The organism is Paraburkholderia sp. J12 (genome assembly GCF_905220215.1).
In the GTDB taxonomy this organism is placed as follows: domain Bacteria; phylum Pseudomonadota; class Gammaproteobacteria; order Burkholderiales; family Burkholderiaceae; genus Paraburkholderia.
On sequence record NZ_CAJMZC010000001.1, the window covers coordinates 63,057 to 79,651 of the forward strand.

Annotated in this window: 16 protein-coding genes; 12 read left to right on the forward strand and 4 right to left on the reverse strand. The window is 65.6% G+C overall.

The genetic code is table 11. The features are described from left to right. The first annotated feature begins 53 nt into the window (after positions 1-53). Complete coding sequence (locus tag U5760_RS00300; RefSeq protein ID WP_322008765.1) at positions 54-998, forward strand: AEC family transporter; 945 nt, start codon at positions 54-56, stop codon at positions 996-998. Between the two features lie 48 nt (positions 999-1,046). On the opposite strand, the gene U5760_RS00305 is transcribed toward U5760_RS00300, so the two are convergent. The 4 genes from U5760_RS00305 to U5760_RS00320 all read right to left on the reverse strand — a co-directional run bounded on the left by U5760_RS00305 (position 1,047) and on the right by U5760_RS00320 (position 4,844). Next, positions 1,047-2,039: a sugar-binding protein gene (locus tag U5760_RS00305; protein ID WP_322008766.1), complete on the reverse strand. Its 993-nt coding sequence runs from the start codon at positions 2,037-2,039 to the stop codon at positions 1,047-1,049. Between the two features lie 167 nt (positions 2,040-2,206). Then, complete coding sequence (locus U5760_RS00310) at positions 2,207-3,232, reverse strand: ABC transporter permease (protein WP_322008767.1); 1,026 nt, start codon at positions 3,230-3,232, stop codon at positions 2,207-2,209. A gap of 38 nt (positions 3,233-3,270) precedes the next feature. Then, the gene (locus tag U5760_RS00315) at positions 3,271-4,011 is read right to left on the reverse strand and encodes an ATP-binding cassette domain-containing protein (RefSeq protein ID WP_322008768.1); all 741 of its coding nucleotides are present in this window, start codon (positions 4,009-4,011) and stop codon (positions 3,271-3,273) included. Between the two features lie 359 nt (positions 4,012-4,370). Then, positions 4,371-4,844 (reverse strand): Lrp/AsnC family transcriptional regulator, encoded by a 474-nt coding sequence (locus U5760_RS00320; protein WP_322008769.1) that lies wholly within the window; start codon positions 4,842-4,844, stop codon positions 4,371-4,373. A 242-nt stretch (positions 4,845-5,086) separates the two neighbouring features. Here U5760_RS00320 and U5760_RS00325 point away from each other — a divergent pair, with 242 nt between their 5' ends. The 11 genes from U5760_RS00325 (at position 5,087) to alc (ending at position 16,590) form a co-directional block, all read left to right on the forward strand. Further along, positions 5,087-6,472 carry an amino acid permease gene (locus U5760_RS00325; RefSeq protein ID WP_322008770.1) on the forward strand — a complete coding sequence of 462 codons (1,386 nt, stop codon included), beginning with the start codon at positions 5,087-5,089 and terminating at the stop codon, positions 6,470-6,472. A 70-nt stretch (positions 6,473-6,542) separates the two neighbouring features. After that, on the forward strand, positions 6,543-7,739 hold the full coding sequence (locus U5760_RS00330) for an amino acid aminotransferase (protein WP_322008772.1): 1,197 nt from the start codon (positions 6,543-6,545) through the stop codon (positions 7,737-7,739). A 239-nt stretch (positions 7,740-7,978) separates the two neighbouring features. Continuing rightward, positions 7,979-8,380 (forward strand): DnaJ family domain-containing protein, encoded by a 402-nt coding sequence (locus U5760_RS00335; protein ID WP_322008774.1) that lies wholly within the window; start codon positions 7,979-7,981, stop codon positions 8,378-8,380. 80 nt (positions 8,381-8,460) lie between these two features. Next, positions 8,461-9,075, forward strand: coding sequence for a tRNA adenosine(34) deaminase TadA (gene tadA / locus U5760_RS00340; RefSeq protein ID WP_322009972.1), 615 nt, complete (start codon positions 8,461-8,463; stop codon positions 9,073-9,075). Then, positions 9,072-9,998 (forward strand): muramoyltetrapeptide carboxypeptidase, encoded by a 927-nt coding sequence (gene ldcA / locus U5760_RS00345; protein WP_322008776.1) that lies wholly within the window; start codon positions 9,072-9,074, stop codon positions 9,996-9,998. The genes tadA and ldcA overlap by 4 nt, the downstream gene beginning before the upstream one ends. 305 nt (positions 9,999-10,303) lie before the next feature. Continuing rightward, positions 10,304-11,026: a GntR family transcriptional regulator gene (locus U5760_RS00350; protein WP_322008777.1), complete on the forward strand. Its 723-nt coding sequence runs from the start codon at positions 10,304-10,306 to the stop codon at positions 11,024-11,026. A 311-nt stretch (positions 11,027-11,337) separates the two neighbouring features. Continuing rightward, positions 11,338-12,843, forward strand: coding sequence for an NCS1 family nucleobase:cation symporter-1 (locus U5760_RS00355; RefSeq protein WP_322008779.1), 1,506 nt, complete (start codon positions 11,338-11,340; stop codon positions 12,841-12,843). Positions 12,844-12,877: 34 nt separating this feature from the next. Next, on the forward strand, positions 12,878-13,729 hold the full coding sequence (locus U5760_RS00360; RefSeq protein ID WP_322008781.1) for an aspartate/glutamate racemase family protein: 852 nt from the start codon (positions 12,878-12,880) through the stop codon (positions 13,727-13,729). Positions 13,730-14,006: 277 nt separating this feature from the next. Beyond that, the gene (gene puuE, locus U5760_RS00365; RefSeq protein ID WP_322008782.1) at positions 14,007-14,966 is read left to right on the forward strand and encodes an allantoinase PuuE; all 960 of its coding nucleotides are present in this window, start codon (positions 14,007-14,009) and stop codon (positions 14,964-14,966) included. After that, positions 14,963-15,484, forward strand: coding sequence for a 2-oxo-4-hydroxy-4-carboxy-5-ureidoimidazoline decarboxylase (gene uraD, locus U5760_RS00370; RefSeq protein ID WP_322008784.1), 522 nt, complete (start codon positions 14,963-14,965; stop codon positions 15,482-15,484). The genes puuE and uraD overlap by 4 nt, the downstream gene beginning before the upstream one ends. Positions 15,485-15,579: 95 nt before the next feature. Continuing rightward, on the forward strand, positions 15,580-16,590 hold the full coding sequence (gene alc, locus U5760_RS00375; RefSeq protein ID WP_322008785.1) for an allantoicase: 1,011 nt from the start codon (positions 15,580-15,582) through the stop codon (positions 16,588-16,590). Positions 16,591-16,595 lie beyond the last annotated feature (5 nt).

The following is a 16,595-nucleotide window of genomic DNA, read 5'->3' on the forward strand; positions in this document are numbered from 1 at the left end:
GAGGAGCGGTTGCAGGCACAGTCAACAGGCAGTTAAAAACCGGGAGTGCTAACGTGCTCGACACCATCCTGAACGGGCTGTTGCCGGTCGCGTTCGTCATCGTGCTGGGCTGGCTTTCGGCGCGCATGGGCGTGCTCAAGCACGACGATGCCGGCGTGATGGCAACGCTCGTGATCCGCTTCGCGCTGCCGTTCGCGCTCTTCGAAGGCGCGGTCAAAACCTCGCCGGAGAAGCTCCACAACGTGGGCTTCGCGCTGTGTTTGACCTTTGGGTTGATGGGCGCCTATCTGATCGCGCTCGCGGTGGGCCGTTTCGTGTTCCGGCATGACCTGCGCACCGCCACCATGCAGGCGCTGGTGTGCGCGTTTCCGGATATGGCTTACTTCGGCGCGCCGGTTCTCGCCGCCGTGTTTGGGCCGGAGGGTTTCCTCGCCGTGCTGGTGGGCAACCTGATCACGAGCATCTTCATGCTGCCGTTGACCATCGTGCTGACCCAGATCGGCGGGACCGACGAAGCGGGCAGCGACAAACCCGACGTCTGGCGCGTCTTTGGCCAGAGCCTGTTGCGCGCGGTCCTCAATCCGATCGTCTGGCTGCCGGTCTCGGGCATGGTGCTGAGCTTTTGCCACGTTACCTTGCCGGGCCCGGTGCTGTTGTCGGTCGATCTGGTTGCCAAGGCTGCCGGCGGTACTTCGTTGTTCGCGCTCGGACTCATGCTGTACGGCGAGCGCTTCATGCTGAACGCCAACGTTCTCACCAATCTGGCCATCAAGAACGTTCTGCAGCCGGCCTTGATGGCGCTTGGCGTCGTGCTGTTCGGCCTGAAGGGCGCGCCGGCCCATCAGGTCGTGATTACCGGCGCGGTGCCCACTGCGACCGCCGCCGCGATGTTCGCGCTCAAGACCAAAACCTATACCGCCGACGCCACCGCAACGATCCTCATCAGCACGATTCTGGGTGTCGCCATCGAGGGGCTACTCATCGCGTATTTCTTCTGAGGCCCGTGGAGCGCCGGGCAGGGGAAGTCCCCGTCCCGGCGCCGTGCTTCAATGCTTGAGGCAGGTATCGGCGTTCTTCCACGTGCAGGTATCCAGCCCGGTATGGATTACCGGCGGAACCGACTTGCCTTCCGCCAGATCGCGCATGACCATTGCGGCCCGATAGCCCATTTCTTCCGGCCGTTGTCCGACGAGCACATTGACCTTGTGGTCCTTGAGCGCCTGTAACTCGGGCCCCAGCGTATCGGCCGAGACGATCACGAATTTGCCGCTCTGGATCTTGTCCATGATCGGCGCGACCACCTGCGAGTAGGCCTCGGGCGCGAACAGCGGCCAGCCGCCTTCCAGCACGAAGGCGTCGAGCCCGGTGGGGTTGGCCGTCAGCGTGTCCTGCATCATCTGGTTCGCCCTGGCGGCGTCGTCGTTCACGTAGAGCGGACAGGCGCCGAGTTCGTGCCAGCCGTTTTCGCCGTTGAGCTTCGCGATGCCTTTTTTGCCCGCGAGCACGTCGCGGGTGCCCTGGGCGCGCTGGTTGATGTTTTCGGCCGCGGGGTTGCCCATCACGAGGCAGATGTTGCCGCCCCTGGGCAGCAGCAGTTTCAGCTGCTCGCCCAGCTTCGCGCCCAGTTCGTAGTTGTCGGTGCCGACATAGGTCTTGCGCAGCGACGCGTCCTTGGGCAACAGATCGGCATCGGCGGTGATGACCGGGATCTTCGCGGCGCGGCGGCGCAGCACTTCGGCCACGGCCGGCGCGTTCGAGGGCGAGATCGCCATGGCGGCGACGCCCTTGGTCAGCAGGTCGTCGATGATCTGCACTTCGGCGCTTTCGTCGGCGGCCGTGGCGGGACCCGTGTAGTAGCAGGTGTAGCCCTCTTTGTTGAGCTCCTTGTTCGCCCGCTCGCAGCCCTGATGCATGAGGTCGAAGTAGGGGTTGTCCAGACCCTTCACGACGAGCGCCAGGGTCTTGTCGGCTGCGATAGCCGATGAGGCCAGCACGGCGAGCGTGCCGATCGCAGCAATGTACATCCACGTTTTCTTCATGGCTTTCTCCTGTCTTTCTGCTGTTGGTACCGGGTTGGCGGCACCGGTGTCTCCCCGCCTGATTTGTGTAGTTATCCATATGAACACTTCGCAAACACGCCGCGAATACCTCGGGCGCCTGTCTGCGGCGCTTTGCCCTGCCTGTCTTCGTGTTGCCCGAAGACTTCTCAGTCTCCCTGCCGCGCGCCGCCCAGCCGGTTGAACAGCACCGCGACGATGATGAACGTGCCCACGAGCGTGCCCTGCCAGAACGAATCGACGCCGAGCAAGATCAGGCTGTTGCGGATGACCTCGATGAGCGCCGCGCCCACCACGGTGCCGAACGTGCTGCCCACGCCGCCCACGAGGTTGGTGCCGCCGATCACGGTGGCGGCGATCACGCGCAGTTCGTCGCCGGTGCCGAGGCCCGTCGTGACGGCGCCGAGCCAGCCGACCTCGAGCATGGCCGCAACGCCCGCCATGAGGCCGCAGAGCACGTACACGGAGCAGATCACGCGCCGCACCGGCACGCCGGTGAGCCTCGCGGCGGTGCGGTTGCCGCCGACCGCGAACACATAGCGGCCCCAGCGCGTCCAGCGGAACGCAAACCAGAAGATCACGGCGAGGACGATCAGAAACCACACCGGATTGGCGAGGCCGAAGGTCGCGCCGCCGCCGAGCGCGAGGAGCTTGCTGCCGTCCGGGCCGAAGTCGAAGATCGTGCGGCTGCCGGAGATCACGAGCGCGAGGCTGCGGCCCACGCTCAGCATGCCGAGCGTCACGACGAAGGGCTGCATGTCCAGATACGCGATCAGGACGCCATTGACGAGCCCGACGAGTCCTGCGGCGAGCAGCCCCATGCCGATGCCGGCCCAGATCGGGTAACCCGCGTTCATGACCACCGACAGCACGATGCCGCTGATGCCGATGGTCGAGCCGACCGAAATGTCGATGCCGCCCGTGACGATCACGGCCATCATGCCGAGCGCGACGATGGCCACGAAGGCGAAGTTGCGCGTGACGTTGAAGAGATTCTGCGAGGTCGCGAAACTCGTGGTCACGATGGAGAGCAGGACGCAGGCGACGATGGTGGCGAGCACGACCCAGAACACCTGGCTCGCCGCGAGCTCCGTCCAGAAGGTGTGGGTCTTCAGGGTGGCGGTGTCGTCGAGCAGGGTCGAGAGGGGAGAAGGCCTTTCCGGCGGCTCGTTCAATTGGATGGCTCCCGTGCGGGGCTGGCTCAGGTTGCGGCTCAGGCAGCGGATATGGCTCCGGTAATGAGGCCCGTCACTTCCTCCGGCGAGGAGGCGCTGGTTTTCTTGTCCGCCACCTTGCGCCCGCGCCGCATGACGACCACGCGGTCGGCCACGTCGAAGACATCGGGCATGCGGTGGCTGATGAGAATCACCGCGACGCCGTGTTCGGACAGACGCTTGATGAGATCGAGTACCTGGGCCACCTGGCGCACGCTGATCGCGGCGGTCGGTTCGTCCATGATGACGAGCCGCGCTTCGGACAGCCGCGTGCGGGCGATCGCCACGGCCTGCCGCTGGCCCCCCGACATCTGCCGGACGAGGTCGCGCGGGCGCGTTTCGGATTTCAGTTCCTTGAAGAGTTCGCCCGCGCGCCGGTACATGGATGCGTGATCGAGAATACGGAAAGGCCCGAAGCCGATGCGGGGTTCGCGGCCGAGAAAGACGTTCGCGGCGGCCGTGAGGTTGTCGCAGAGCGCGAGATCTTGGTAGACGACTTCGATGCCTTGCGCGCGCGCATCGACCGGCTTGCCGAAGTGCACTGGCTTGCCGTCGATGAGGATGTCGCCGTGCGAAGGCGGGAAGTTGCCGGCGATGATTTTCGCGAGCGTCGATTTTCCGGCGCCGTTGTCGCCCATGAGGCCCACCACCTGGCCCGGTTCCAGACTCAGCGTCACGTCGGTCAGGGCGTGGATGGCACCGAAGTGCCGGGAAATGCCTCTGAGCTCCAGAAGACTCATGGTCCGACTCTGACGCGCGCAACAACGCGCAATAGACAGCCAAACAGACAACCAGGCAGATCGCCAGATAGACAGGCTAATTAGCTGATTTTTATAGCACAGCGGCGTCGTTTGGCAAGGCTTCCGGGGGGGCGGACTTCAGGGGGTACGTACATTACCTGGCTCGGACCGCTGATGCCGGGCGGGAGCCGGCGCCGCCGCGTGCCGGACGAGGACGCGGTAAAATAATCAAGCCGTTGTCTGAAAAAGAGATTTTCGTGCTGTTGAAGATTACGCGGGACAGGCGCCGTGCGCTAACGCCTGCGGCCGTCCCGGCCCCCCTCGCGCGCTGCGCTCCGTCTTTGTCGTCGTGCTGCCGTTCACGCTTCCAGCGGCATCGCACTCGTCCCCTTGAGTTCGTCGAGGCACACGATCGATTGCACGCTGTTCACGCCCGGCGCGCGCATCAGCGTATCGAGCAGGAATTCGGAGAGGGCCTTGAGGTCGCGCGCCACCACCTTGAGCACGTAGTCGATATCCCCGGTCACGGAGTAGCACTCCTGCACCTGCGGCAGCTTCGCCACGAGTTCCTTGAACTTCACGAGTTCGCGCATGTGGCCGCGCTCCATCGTCACCTGAATGAACGCCACCACGCCGAAACCGAGGCTGCCGGCGTCGAGCCGCGTCTCGTAGCGGCGGATCACGCCGAGTTCCTCGAGCCGCCGGTGCCGCCGCAAGGTCTGCGCAGGGGAGAGCTTGATGGTTTCGGCCAGTTCGAGGTTCGAGGCCCGGCCGTTTTCCTGCAGTGCGGCAAGCAGACGCAGATCGATGGGGTCGAGAGCGGAAATCTGCACTTTCGTTTCCTCGATGAGGGTAAATGCGAAACAGGATTGTACGAATCAGGGTTTGCCAGCGTACCAGATGAAATCATATTTTTCGACTCCGGCGATACACTGGGCGCACCCCGGAAGGCTGTCCGCCCCCGGGAGCGTGCCGTCCGGCCCACCGGTGCCGTTCGTTGCACGCGCAATTTTATTTCGCGGGACCGGCTGGTTGCATGAACCGGCCCCACGGTAAAGAGAAGACAGGAAGAGACATGGTTTCAAACGATAAAAGTGGTCAGCTCCGGCGCGGTCTAAAGAATCGCCACATCCAGCTGATCGCGCTTGGCGGCGCGATCGGCACGGGCCTTTTCCTCGGCATCGCCCAGACGATCCAGACGGCCGGGCCTGCCGTGCTGCTCGGCTACGGCATTGCGGGCATCATCGCGTTCTTCATCATGCGCCAGCTTGGCGAAATGGTCGTGGACGAGCCCGTGGCCGGTTCGTTCAGCCACTTCGCCGACAAATACTTCGGCCCCTTCGCCGGCTTTCTCTCGGGCTGGAACTACTGGGTGCTGTATATCCTCGTGAGCATGGCGGAGCTTTCCGCCGTCGGCATCTATATGCACTACTGGTGGCCGGGCCTGCCCACCTGGGTGTCGGCACTCGTGTTCTTCGTCATCATCAACGGCATCAATCTCGCGAGCGTCAAGTCGTATGGCGAGCTGGAGTTCTGGTTCGCGATCATCAAGGTGCTCGCGATCGTGGGCATGATCGTGTTCGGCGCCTGGCTGCTCGTTTCGGGCCATGCCGGCCCCGAGGCCAGCGTCGCCAACCTGTGGCAGCACGGCGGCTTCTTCCCGCACGGCGTTTCCGGTCTTGTGATGGCGATGGCGGTCGTGATGTTCTCGTTCGGCGGCCTGGAGCTCGTCGGCATCACCGCCGCGGAAGCCGACGATCCCGCGCACACCATCCCGCGCGCAACCAACCAGGTCATCTACCGCATCCTGATCTTCTACGTGGGCGCGCTCGGCGTGCTGCTCTCGCTCTATCCGTGGCAGAAGGTGGCGACCGGCGGCAGCCCGTTCGTGCTGATCTTCCACGCGATGAACAGCGACATCGTCGCCAATGTGCTGAACCTCGTCGTGCTCACGGCCGCGCTCTCCGTGTACAACAGCGGTGTGTACTGCAACAGCCGCATGCTCTACGGTCTCGCGCAGCAGGGCAATGCGCCGAAATCGCTGCTCAAGGTGAACCGCCGCGGCATTCCGCTCGTGGCGCTCGGCGTGTCGGCGTTCTCGACGCTCGTGTGCGTGGTGGTCAACTACTTCATGCCGGGCAAGGCGTTCGAGCTGCTGATGGGGCTCGTGGTGTCGGCGCTCATCATCAACTGGGCGATGATCAGCCTCATCCATCTGAAGTTCCGCCGCGACAAGGCGCTGGCCAACCAGCCGACGTTGTTCCGCAGCCTCGGCTATCCGCTCACGAATTATCTGTGTCTCGCGTTCCTTGCTGGCGTTCTCGTTGTAATGTATCTCACGCCGGACCTGCGCCTTTCCGTGTATCTGATCCCCGTGTGGCTCGGCGTGCTGGGTCTCGCTTACCGGATGTGGCGGCGCAACGCGGCGCCTGCGCTGCAACGCGGCATCCCGGTGCGCTGAGCGCTTCGGCCCGGCGGCTCGCCTCGCGGGCCGCCCGGATTCGTCCTGAACCGTCTATATCGCAAACATCATGTTCGAACACATCGACGCCTATCCCGGCGACCCGATCCTCTCGCTCAACGAGAACTTCCAGAAGGATCCGCGCCAGAACAAGGTCAATCTGAGCATCGGCATCTATTTCGACGACGACGGCCGCCTGCCGGTCATGCAGGCCGTGCACGCCGCCGAAGCCGCGCTTCTCGACGAACCGGGTGCGAAGCCGTATCTGCCGATGGCGGGCTTCGCGCAGTATCGGGACGCGGTGCAGGCGCTGGTGTTCGGCGCCGAATGCCCGTCGCGCGCGGCGGCCCGCATTGCGACCGTGCAGACGCTGGGCGGCTCGGGCGCGCTCAAGGTGGGCGCCGACTTCATCAAGCGCTATTTCCCGACGAGCCAGGTGTGGGTGAGCGATCCGACGTGGGAAAACCACCGCTTCATCTTCGAGCGCGCGGGCTTCACGGTGAACACCTACCCGTACTACGACGAGGCGACGGGCGGTCTGAAGTTCGAGGCCATGCTCTCGGCCATCGACGCGCTGCCGGCGAAGAGCGTGGTGCTGCTGCACGCGTGCTGCCATAACCCGACGGGCGTCGATCTGGACGAGGCCCAGTGGACCCAGCTGATCGACGTGCTGCAAAAGCGCGATCTGCTGCCGTTCGTCGACATGGCCTATCAGGGCTTCGGCGCGGGCCTCGACGCCGACGCGTTCGCCGTGCGCGAGATTGCCCGGCGCGGCGTGCCGGCGCTGGTGGCGAACTCGTTCTCGAAGAACTTCTCGCTCTATGGCGAGCGTTGCGGCGGTCTGCACGTGATCTGCGAAGACGCCGCGGCGGCCGACCGCGTGCTCGGCCAGCTCACGGGCGCGGTGCGCTCGAACTACAGCAATCCGCCGACGCACGGCGCGAAGATCGTCACGCGCGTGCTGAACACGCCGGCGCTGAAGGCTTCGTGGGAGGCCGAACTCGCGGCCATGTGCAAGCGCATCGCGCGTATGCGCGTCGCGATTCACGACGGCCTGCGCGCGCACGTGAGCGGCGAGGCGCTGGAGCGCTACGTGCGCCAGCGCGGCATGTTCACGTACACGGGGCTGTCCGTGGAGCAGGTCGAGGCGCTGCGCGAAACGCACGGCGTGTACATCCTGCGCTCGGGACGCATGTGCGTGGCGGGGCTCAACGAGAAGAACGTGGGGGCCGTGGTGGAGGCGATTGCCAAAGTGCTCGCGCATTAAGTCTCGTATCCCGCTTCGCATCCCGCTTCGTATCCCGCCTCGTTGCGGGCCGGGCAGGGGGCATTCCCTGGCGGCCCGCAACACGTCCAGCCGGGCGATTCCACGTTTGCGCAATGCATCCAGCATTCATTCGAGCGTCTGTCAAGCCGTTGGGAACCGATGACCCACACGACAGACGCGGACGGTCTTCCAGGTCTTGCCCTGATAGAATGCGTGGGCCGCAACGTAGTGGATTGCCGATGAAATTGCTTGATGCCCTCGTCGAACAACGGATTGCCGCCGCCGCCAAGCGGGGCGACTTTGCCGATCTGCCGGGCGCCGGAGTGCCCCAGGAACTCGACGACGACCTGCTCGTGCCCGAAGAAGTGCGGGTGGCGAACCGCATCCTGAAGAACGCCGGGTTCGTGCCGCCCGCGCTGGAACAACTGCGCGCGCTGGGCGACCTCGAAAAAGAGCTCGCCCAGGTGAGCGACAAGGCCGCCCAATGCCGCCTGCGCGCGCGTCTGCTCGCGCTCGACATGGCGCTCGAGTCGCTGCGGGGCGGTCCGATGGTGGTGCCGCACGAATACCGCCGCCGGATCGCCGAGCGGCTTTGCGAACGCGCGGCCGTCGAAGAGGCCGCCGGCGCGGGACCGCAGTGAGCGCGCCCGATACACCCGTCTCGTTCGCAACCTCTGCTGCTGCCGCCGAAGGCGAGCCGGTTCCGGCGCCGCCCGAAACTCTGCAAGAAAGCCAGCCGGTCCCGCCGCTTTCCAATCCCGATCCTGTTACCGAACGCGACCGCCATTTCATGCGCCTCGCGCAGGCCGCCGCCGAAGAAGCGCGCGCAGCCGGCGAGGTGCCGGTGGGCGCCGTGCTCGTGCGTGGCGACGAGGTGATCGCGACGGGCTTCAACCACCCGATCGGCGGGCACGATCCTTCCGCGCACGCGGAAATGGCGGCACTGCGCGCGGCCGCGCAGAGGTTGGGAAACTACCGCTTGCCCGGCTGCGAACTCTATGTGACCCTGGAACCGTGCCTGATGTGCGCCGGCGCGATCATGCATGCGCGGATCGCCCGCGTGGTGTACGGCGCGCACGACCCGAAAACGGGTGCGTGCGGCAGCGTGGTCGATGCGTTCGCGAACCCTCAGCTCAATCATCACACGAGTGTCGTGGGTGGCGTGCTCGAGACCGAATGCGGGGACGCGCTGCGTGCGTTCTTCTCGGAACGGCGCCGCGCGAGTCGCGCACGGCGCGCGCTGGCGCAAGAGCAGGCGCAGGCAGCATCAGGTGAGGCGCAGCCGGAGCAGGACACGGCGGGCGGCGAGGACGACATACCGGCACCATCGACATGAGCATGCATCGCACCATCGAACTGATTGCGCCGTCGGGTTATCCGCAAGATCCGGAGGCTGTCCATCGGGCGCTCGCGCGCCTGCACGCCGAAGGGCATCGCGTCGAAGGCATCCAGGCGACCGAGCGGCGCTACCAGCGTTTCGCGGGCACGGACGGCCAGCGCGCGGCCGAGCTCAACCGGCTCGCGGATCCGTCGCGCGATCTGCCCGATATCGTGCTGGCGGTGCGCGGCGGCTACGGCGCCGTGCGCATCCTCCACGGGCTCGACTACGACGGCTTGCAGCGCCGGCTGGCCGGCCAGCCGGTGGCCTTTTGCGGGCACAGCGATTTCACGGCGATCCAGCTCGCGCTCCTGGCGCGCGCGGGGCTGATCACCTTCGGCGGCCCAATGCTCGTGAGCGATTTCGGCGCCGAGGCGCTGAGCAGCTTCACGATGCATCACTTCTGGGACACGCTGTCGAAGCCCGAATTCACGCTCAAGGTGAACGCACCGCAGGTCCACGCCGTGGACGTGTCGGGCACGCTCTGGGGCGGCAATCTCGCCGTGCTGACCTCGCTGATCGGCACGCCGTACCTGCCGCCGGTGCAGGGGGGCATCCTGTTCGTCGAGGACGTCAACGAGCAACCCTTTCGCATCGAGCGGATGATTTACCAGCTGCATCTCTCGGGCATCCTCGCGCAGCAGCAGGCGCTCGTGCTGGGCGACTTCTCGGGTGGCAAGCCATACGAATCCGACAATGGTTACGACCTCAAGGAGATGGTGGAGCAGGTGCGCTCGGTGATCGGCATTCCGGTGATCACGGGTCTGCCGTTCGGACATATTCCGGATATGGCGACGCTGCCCGTGGGGGCGCCGGCGCAGCTGCACGCTACGGCGCATGGCTTCGAGCTGGCCGTGAGCGGCTACCCGCATCCTGGTTGAGCGGAAACACCGCAAGCGCCTTCGGGCGCTTTTTTTGCGGGTTAATATGCAACTAACGGCCTGTTTCGACTAGTGGCCACACATGCAAAGAGGGGAGCGCAGTCGATAAATTGTTGACAATATTTCGGTCCAATCCGGGGCATGCGTTCACCATGAATGTGCGTTGTTCCCCGTAATAAAGCGGGACTCACCGTATAGGAGCATGTTGAGGCAGGCGGAACCTGGGTAATTTCCCGAGGTTCGTCGATAAAATTGTTGACAATCTTTATGTCCAATCTAGGATACCGACCATAAAGGCAAGAGACATGCAGAAGATCGAAACCGAAGCCGGGACGACTGGCGCCAAGCCCGAGGCGATCGCCGCGCGCATACGCGCCGCGATTCTGGAACACCGCCTCCCGCCCGGCGCCAAGCTGACCGAAGCGCAGTTATGCGAAGTGTTCGGTGTGAAGCGAGGGCCGATACGCCAGGCACTGGCGCTTCTCGCGACCGACCACCTCGTCGACCTGGAGCCGAACCGTGGCGCATTCGTTGCAAGCCCATCGCTTCAGGAAGTGCACGAGGTGTTCGAAATGCGCCGGATCATCGAGCTGGCGGTCGTCGATCGCATCTGCACGGCGCAGCACGGCAACCGGCGGCTCAAGAGCATCGGCGAGTCGATCCGGCGCGAGCGCAAGGCGTTCGAAGGGCGCGATTTCCCGACGTGGATTCGCCTCTCCGGCGAGTTCCATACGGCGCTCGCCGCGCTCACCGGCAACACGGTGTTGTGCAATTGTCTGAACGGACTGGTGGCGCGTTCGACGCTCATTTCGGCGCTCTATGAGTCGCCAGGGCGCAGCCCCTGCTCGTTCGACGACCATGAGGCGATCCTCACGGCGCTCGAAAACGGGCAGGCGAGGGAAGCCGCGGAGCTGATGGTGCGGCACCTGCAGGGCGTCGAGCTGCGCATGCTCGACCGGCCGGCCGGCGCTTCGGTGGATCTGCAGGAGGTGTTCGGCCTGCGCGAAGCGGCGGCGCCGGCGCGCTAGCGCGGGCGGTCTGCGGGCCGTGCCGGGGCCGGCACGATGGGTGGGGCGGGACAGAATTGCAGTGACGCGCGGCGCGCGCCCGGTGGGCGCCGCCTCGCGGAATCAGGGATGAAGAGGGCCGCGCACGCGAGTGCGCAAGGGCTATGGCGGTACGGCGGAACAGGGCGCGCGCAAGCGGCGACCGGCGCCGGATCCGGAAGTCCTGGGCCATCCGGCAGGCTGCGCGGCAGCCGCACGTGGGTGTGCGGCTGCCGCGCCCAAGGGGTTCGAGTGTCTTTTCCCGTCGGCGTATTCATCCCAAGGAGCGGATCATGGCTCAGTTCAGCGCATCACCCGGCAGTCCCGCAGTACCCGGCTTCGAGTCCGCAGAGGGCGGCGAAGAGGAAAGCTTCCACCTGCCGTCCGGCTACAGCGACAGGCTTTACAACGCCGACCTCGCGCCGTTGCGCGAGCAGACCTGGGGCGCGTACAACATCTTCGCGTTCTGGATGTCCGACGTGCACAGCGTCGGCGGCTATGTGTTCGCAGGCAGTCTTTTTGCCCTCGGCCTCACGAGCTGGCAGGTGCTGATCGCGCTGCTGGTGGGCATCTCGATCGTCAACGTGCTCTGCAACCTCATTGCGCGCCCCAGCCAGCGTCACGGCGTGCCGTATCCGGTTGCCTGCCGCGCCACGTTCGGCGTGCTGGGCGCCAACATTCCCGCCGTGATCCGCGGCCTGATCGCGGTGGCGTGGTACGGCATCCAGACCTATCTCGCGTCGAGCGCGCTCGTGATCGTCGTGCTCAAGTTCTTCCCCGAGCTCATGCCCTACGCGGACGTGCACAGGCACGGCATGTTCGGCCTTTCCACCATCGGCTGGGCAGGCTTCATGACGCTCTGGGTGCTGCAGGCCTTCGTGTTCTGGAACGGCATGGAGACCATCAAGAAGTTCATCGACTTCGCGGGTCCGGCCGTGTATGTCGTGATGTTCGCGCTGGCGGGTTATATGGTGTATCGCGCGGGCTGGCAGAACATCGGCCTCAATCTCGGCGGCGTGAAGTATCACGGTGCGGAAGTGATCCCGGTCATGATTACGGCGATCTCGCTCGTGGTGTCGTACTTCTCGGGACCGATGCTCAATTTCGGCGACTTCTCGCGTTACGGCAAGTCGCTCAGGAGCGTGCATCGCGGTAACTTCTGGGGCCTGCCGGTCAACTTCCTCGCGTTCTCGCTGGTGACGGTCATCACGACCTCGGCCACGCTGCCTGTGTTCGGACAACTGATTACCGATCCGGTCGAAACGGTGGGCCGCATCGACCATCCGACCGCCGTGATCCTCGGGGCGCTCACGTTCACCATCGCCACCATCGGCATCAACATCGTCGCGAACTTCGTTTCTCCGGCATTCGACTTTTCGAACGTGGCGCCGCGCCTGATCAGCTGGCGCGCGGGCGGCATGCTCGCGGCGGTCGCCTCGATCTTCATCACGCCGTGGAACCTCTTCAACAACCCGGCCGTGATTCACTACACGCTCGACGTGCTCGGCGCCTTTATCGGGCCTTTGTACGGTGTCCTGACGGTTGACTTTTATCTCGTCAAGCGCGGCTGCCTCGCCGTGGACGATCTCTATACCGTGTCGCCCTCGGGCGCCTACTGGTATCGCGACGGCGTGAACCGCCGTGCCGTGATGGCGCTCCTGCCTGCCGCCGTCATCGCGATTCTCTGCGTGATGACGCCGGCGCTCTCGGGTGCCGCGAACTTCTCGTGGTTCATCGGCGCGGCGCTCGGCGCACTGTTTTACCGCGCGCTCACGCTCGGCCAACGCGCCCGCGCGTAAGACCGGGATGCACCCGAAACAAGCTGGAGGAGACATGCGTATCAAGCTGATCAACCCGAACACGACCCAGCGGATGACCGCCGCGATGGGCCAGTGCGCGCGCGCCGTGGTCGCCGCGGGGACGGAAGTGGTGGCGGTGAGCCCGACCATGGGGCCGCCGTCGATCGAGGGCTACTACGACGAGGCGCTGGCGACGCCTGGCCTGCTCGCCGAAGTGGAAGCGGGCGAGCGCGAGGGCTTCGACGGTTACGTGATTGCGTGCTTTGGCGACCCGGGCCTGTACGCCGCGCGCGAGCTTGCGCGGGGGCCCGTGATCGGCATCGCCGAGGCGGCCATGCATGCGGCGAGCGTGCTGGCGCCGGGCTTCTCGGTGGTGACGACGCTCTCGCGCACCCGCGCGATGGCGTGGCATCTGGCCGAGCGCTACGGCATGACGCGCTTTTGCCGCAACGTGCGGGCCATCGACGTGGCCGTGCTCGAACTCGACGAACCGGGCTCGGCCGCGCGCCGCGCGATCGTCGAGGAATGCCGTCGCGCGCTCGAAGAAGACGGGGCGGATGCGATCGTGCTCGGCTGCGCGGGTATGACGAGCCTGTGCGCGCAGGTGGAGGACGCACTGGCCGTGCCGGTGGTGGACGGCGTGACGGCGGCCGTGAAATGGGTGGAGGCGCTCGTGACGCTGCGCCTTGCCACCGCCAAGCGCGGCGACTTCGCGCGCCCGCTCGCGAAGCGCTACGACGGCGACTTCGCGCGATTTAGTCCGGGCGTCGCCACGCCGGGCGTCGCTACGCCGGGCGTCGCTACGCCGGGCGTCGATACACCGGGCGTCGATACACCGGGCATCACCGACTCCCCGCCGCCCGCGCGCCCGCTGCGCTACGGGTAAACACCCAACCTTGAGGAATCGCGTCAAGCGCGGTGCGGCGGTCCTCATACATCGCGCTTGACCCGCACTATCTGAGCGTGCATATGGGCGCGCCGAAGCGATTTCGCTACACTGATCCGGTCCTGAAAGCGGGCGGCCACGCCGTCCCGCCGCACCCGTGAACCGCGCTCGCGGCACGTCCGATGCCCCCGCTTTCCGTCGATTCACTGGTTTGTCGATTCGCCGGATTCCCGCTCGATTGACGCTTACCCACCACTTTTCGATTGATTCGTCCAGCATGGCACTCGATCCCCAATATCCTCGCGATCTGACTGGTTATGGCCGGCATCCGGTGCAGGCCAACTGGCCGGGCCAGGCCCGCGTCGCGGTGCAGTTCGTGCTCAACTACGAAGAGGGCGGCGAAAACTGCGTGCTGCACGGCGACCGTGCATCCGAGCAGTTCCTCTCCGAGATCGTCGGCGCCGCGGCCTACCCGGCGCGCCACATGAGCATGGAGTCGATTTACGAGTACGGCTCGCGCGTCGGCGTGTGGCGCATCCTGCGCGAGTTCGAGAAGCGCGGCCTGCCGCTCACGGTGTTCGGCGTCGGCATGGCGATCGAGCGCCATCCCGAAGCGGCCCGCGCATTCGTCGAGCTCGGCCACGAGATCGCATGCCACGGCTACCGCTGGATCCACTACCAGGACGCGACGCCCGAACTCGAAGCCGAGCATATGAAGCTCGGCATGGAAGCGATCGAGCGCGTCACGGGCGTGCGGCCGCTCGGCTGGTACACCGGCCGCGACAGCCCGAACACGCACCGCCTCGTCGCGGAGCACGGCGGCTTCCTCTACGACTCCGACTACTACGGCGACGACCTGCCGTTCTGGATGGACGTGGAAGTCACGGGCGGCAAGACCACGCCGCAACTGATCGTGCCGTACACGCTCGACACGAACGACATGCGCTTCGCCACGCCCCAGGGCTTCAACACGGCGGACCACTTCTTCACCTACCTGAGCGACGCATTCGACGTGCTCTACGAAGAAGGCGACGAAGCGCCGAAGATGCTCTCGATCGGCATGCACTGCCGCCTGCTCGGCCGCCCGGGGCGCTTTCGCGCGCTGCAGCGTTTCCTCGATCACATCGAACAACACGATCGCGTGTGGATCACCCGCCGCGTGGACATCGCGCGTCACTGGCGCGAGCATCATCCCTATCAACCGCAACAGAACGATCACCGCGGGGCCGCCGCATGAAGGCAATGCACTACACCCTCGAACAGCTGAACAACGCCTCGACCGAAGCCTTCGTGGCGGCGCTTTCGGGCATTTTCGAACACTCGCCCTGGGTGGCCGAGGCGGCCGCGGGCCAGCGTCCGTATGCGAGCATCGAGGTGCTGCATCGCACGATGTCGGGCGCGGTGGAGAGCGCAGGCGAAGCGAAGCAGCTCGCCCTCATCAACGCTCACCCGGAGCTCGCGGGCAAGGCGGCGGTGCGCGGCGAGCTGACCATCGAATCGACGCGCGAGCAAAGCGGCGCGGGTCTGAACCTCTGCACGCAGGAAGAGTTCGACAAACTGCAGTCGCTGAACCACGCCTATCGCGAGAAGTTCGGTTTTCCGTTCATCCTGGCCGTGCGCGGCTATGATCGACACGGCATCATCGCGAACTTCGAATCGCGCGTGAGCAACAGCCGCCCGGACGAACTGCGCGCGAGCCTCGACCAGATTTACCGCATTGCCCGTTTCAGGCTCGACGAACTGATCGACGCATGACACGGCGCCGGCCCGCGCAAGCGCATGCGGGCGCGGCGCTTTTCCGTATCACCGGCAGCACCGAACCGACACGACAGACACGAAGGAAGACAAAGATGGCACTCCCGACTCTCGACCCCAACGCACCTGAATTCACGCGCCGCTACGTGAACCTCGCGGACCCGCGGCTGGGCGCGCAGGCACTCGAGGCGAGCGACGACTTCTTCGCCCCGAAGGATCGCATGCTCAATCCGGAGCCGGCCGTCTTCATCCCGGGCAAGTACGACGATCACGGCAAGTGGATGGACGGCTGGGAGACGCGCCGCAAGCGCACGACGGGCTACGACTGGTGCGTCGTCAAGCTCGCGCGCCCGGGCGTCATCAAGGGCCTCGACCTCGACACGAGCCACTTCACGGGCAATTTCCCGCCGGCCGCCTCGGTGGAGGGCGCCTATGTGCCGGAAGGCGCGCCGGGCGCTTCGACGCAGTGGACCGAGATCGTTCCCTCGACCTCGCTGCAGGGCAACAGCCACCACTACGTCGAAGTGACGAGCACGCAGCCCTACACGCACCTGCGCGTGAACATCTATCCCGATGGCGGCATTGCGCGTCTGCGCGTCTATGGCCAGCCGCAGGTGGACTGGAAGGGCGCGAGCCGCACCGAACTCTTCGACCTCGCGGCGATGGAAAACGGCGCCTACCTCGTTGCGGCGAACAACCAGCACTTCGGTGTCGCTTCGAACATCCTGATGCCGGGCCGCGGCGTGAACATGGGCGACGGCTGGGAAACGCGCCGCCGCCGCGAGCCGGGCAACGACTGGGCGATCATCGCGCTGGCACAGCCGGGCGTCATCAAGAAGATCGAAGTCGATACGGCGCACTTCAAGGGCAACTATCCGGATCGCTGCTCGATCCAGGCCGCGCGCGTGACGGGCGGCACGGACAGCTCGCTCATCACCCAGGCGATGTTCTGGCCGGTGCTGCTCGGCGAACAGAAGCTGCAGATGGACAACCAGCACTACTTCGAAAGCGAGCTGGCCGCGCTGGGCCCGGTCACGCACGTGCGCCTGAACATCATCCCGGACGGCGGCGTGTCGCGCCTGCGTCTGTGGGGCACGCTCGCTTGAGCGTC

Excerpts from the sequence above, each read along its gene's own strand:
- U5760_RS00305 (WP_322008766.1), bottom strand. The coding sequence starts at position 2,039 with ATGAAGAAAACGTGGATGTACATTGCTGCGATCGGCACGCTCGCCGTG.
- U5760_RS00315 (WP_322008768.1), bottom strand. The coding sequence starts at position 4,011 with ATGAGTCTTCTGGAGCTCAGAGGCATTTCCCGGCACTTCGGTGCCATC.
- U5760_RS00325 (WP_322008770.1), top strand. The coding sequence starts at position 5,087 with ATGGTTTCAAACGATAAAAGTGGTCAGCTCCGGCGCGGTCTAAAGAAT.
- U5760_RS00330 (WP_322008772.1), top strand. The coding sequence starts at position 6,543 with ATGTTCGAACACATCGACGCCTATCCCGGCGACCCGATCCTCTCGCTC.
- U5760_RS00335 (WP_322008774.1), top strand. The coding sequence starts at position 7,979 with ATGAAATTGCTTGATGCCCTCGTCGAACAACGGATTGCCGCCGCCGCC.
- ldcA (WP_322008776.1), top strand. The coding sequence starts at position 9,072 with ATGAGCATGCATCGCACCATCGAACTGATTGCGCCGTCGGGTTATCCG.
- U5760_RS00350 (WP_322008777.1), top strand. The coding sequence starts at position 10,304 with ATGCAGAAGATCGAAACCGAAGCCGGGACGACTGGCGCCAAGCCCGAG.
- U5760_RS00355 (WP_322008779.1), top strand. The coding sequence starts at position 11,338 with ATGGCTCAGTTCAGCGCATCACCCGGCAGTCCCGCAGTACCCGGCTTC.
- U5760_RS00360 (WP_322008781.1), top strand. The coding sequence starts at position 12,878 with ATGCGTATCAAGCTGATCAACCCGAACACGACCCAGCGGATGACCGCC.
- puuE (WP_322008782.1), top strand. The coding sequence starts at position 14,007 with ATGGCACTCGATCCCCAATATCCTCGCGATCTGACTGGTTATGGCCGG.
- uraD (WP_322008784.1), top strand. The coding sequence starts at position 14,963 with ATGAAGGCAATGCACTACACCCTCGAACAGCTGAACAACGCCTCGACC.
- alc (WP_322008785.1), top strand. The coding sequence starts at position 15,580 with ATGGCACTCCCGACTCTCGACCCCAACGCACCTGAATTCACGCGCCGC.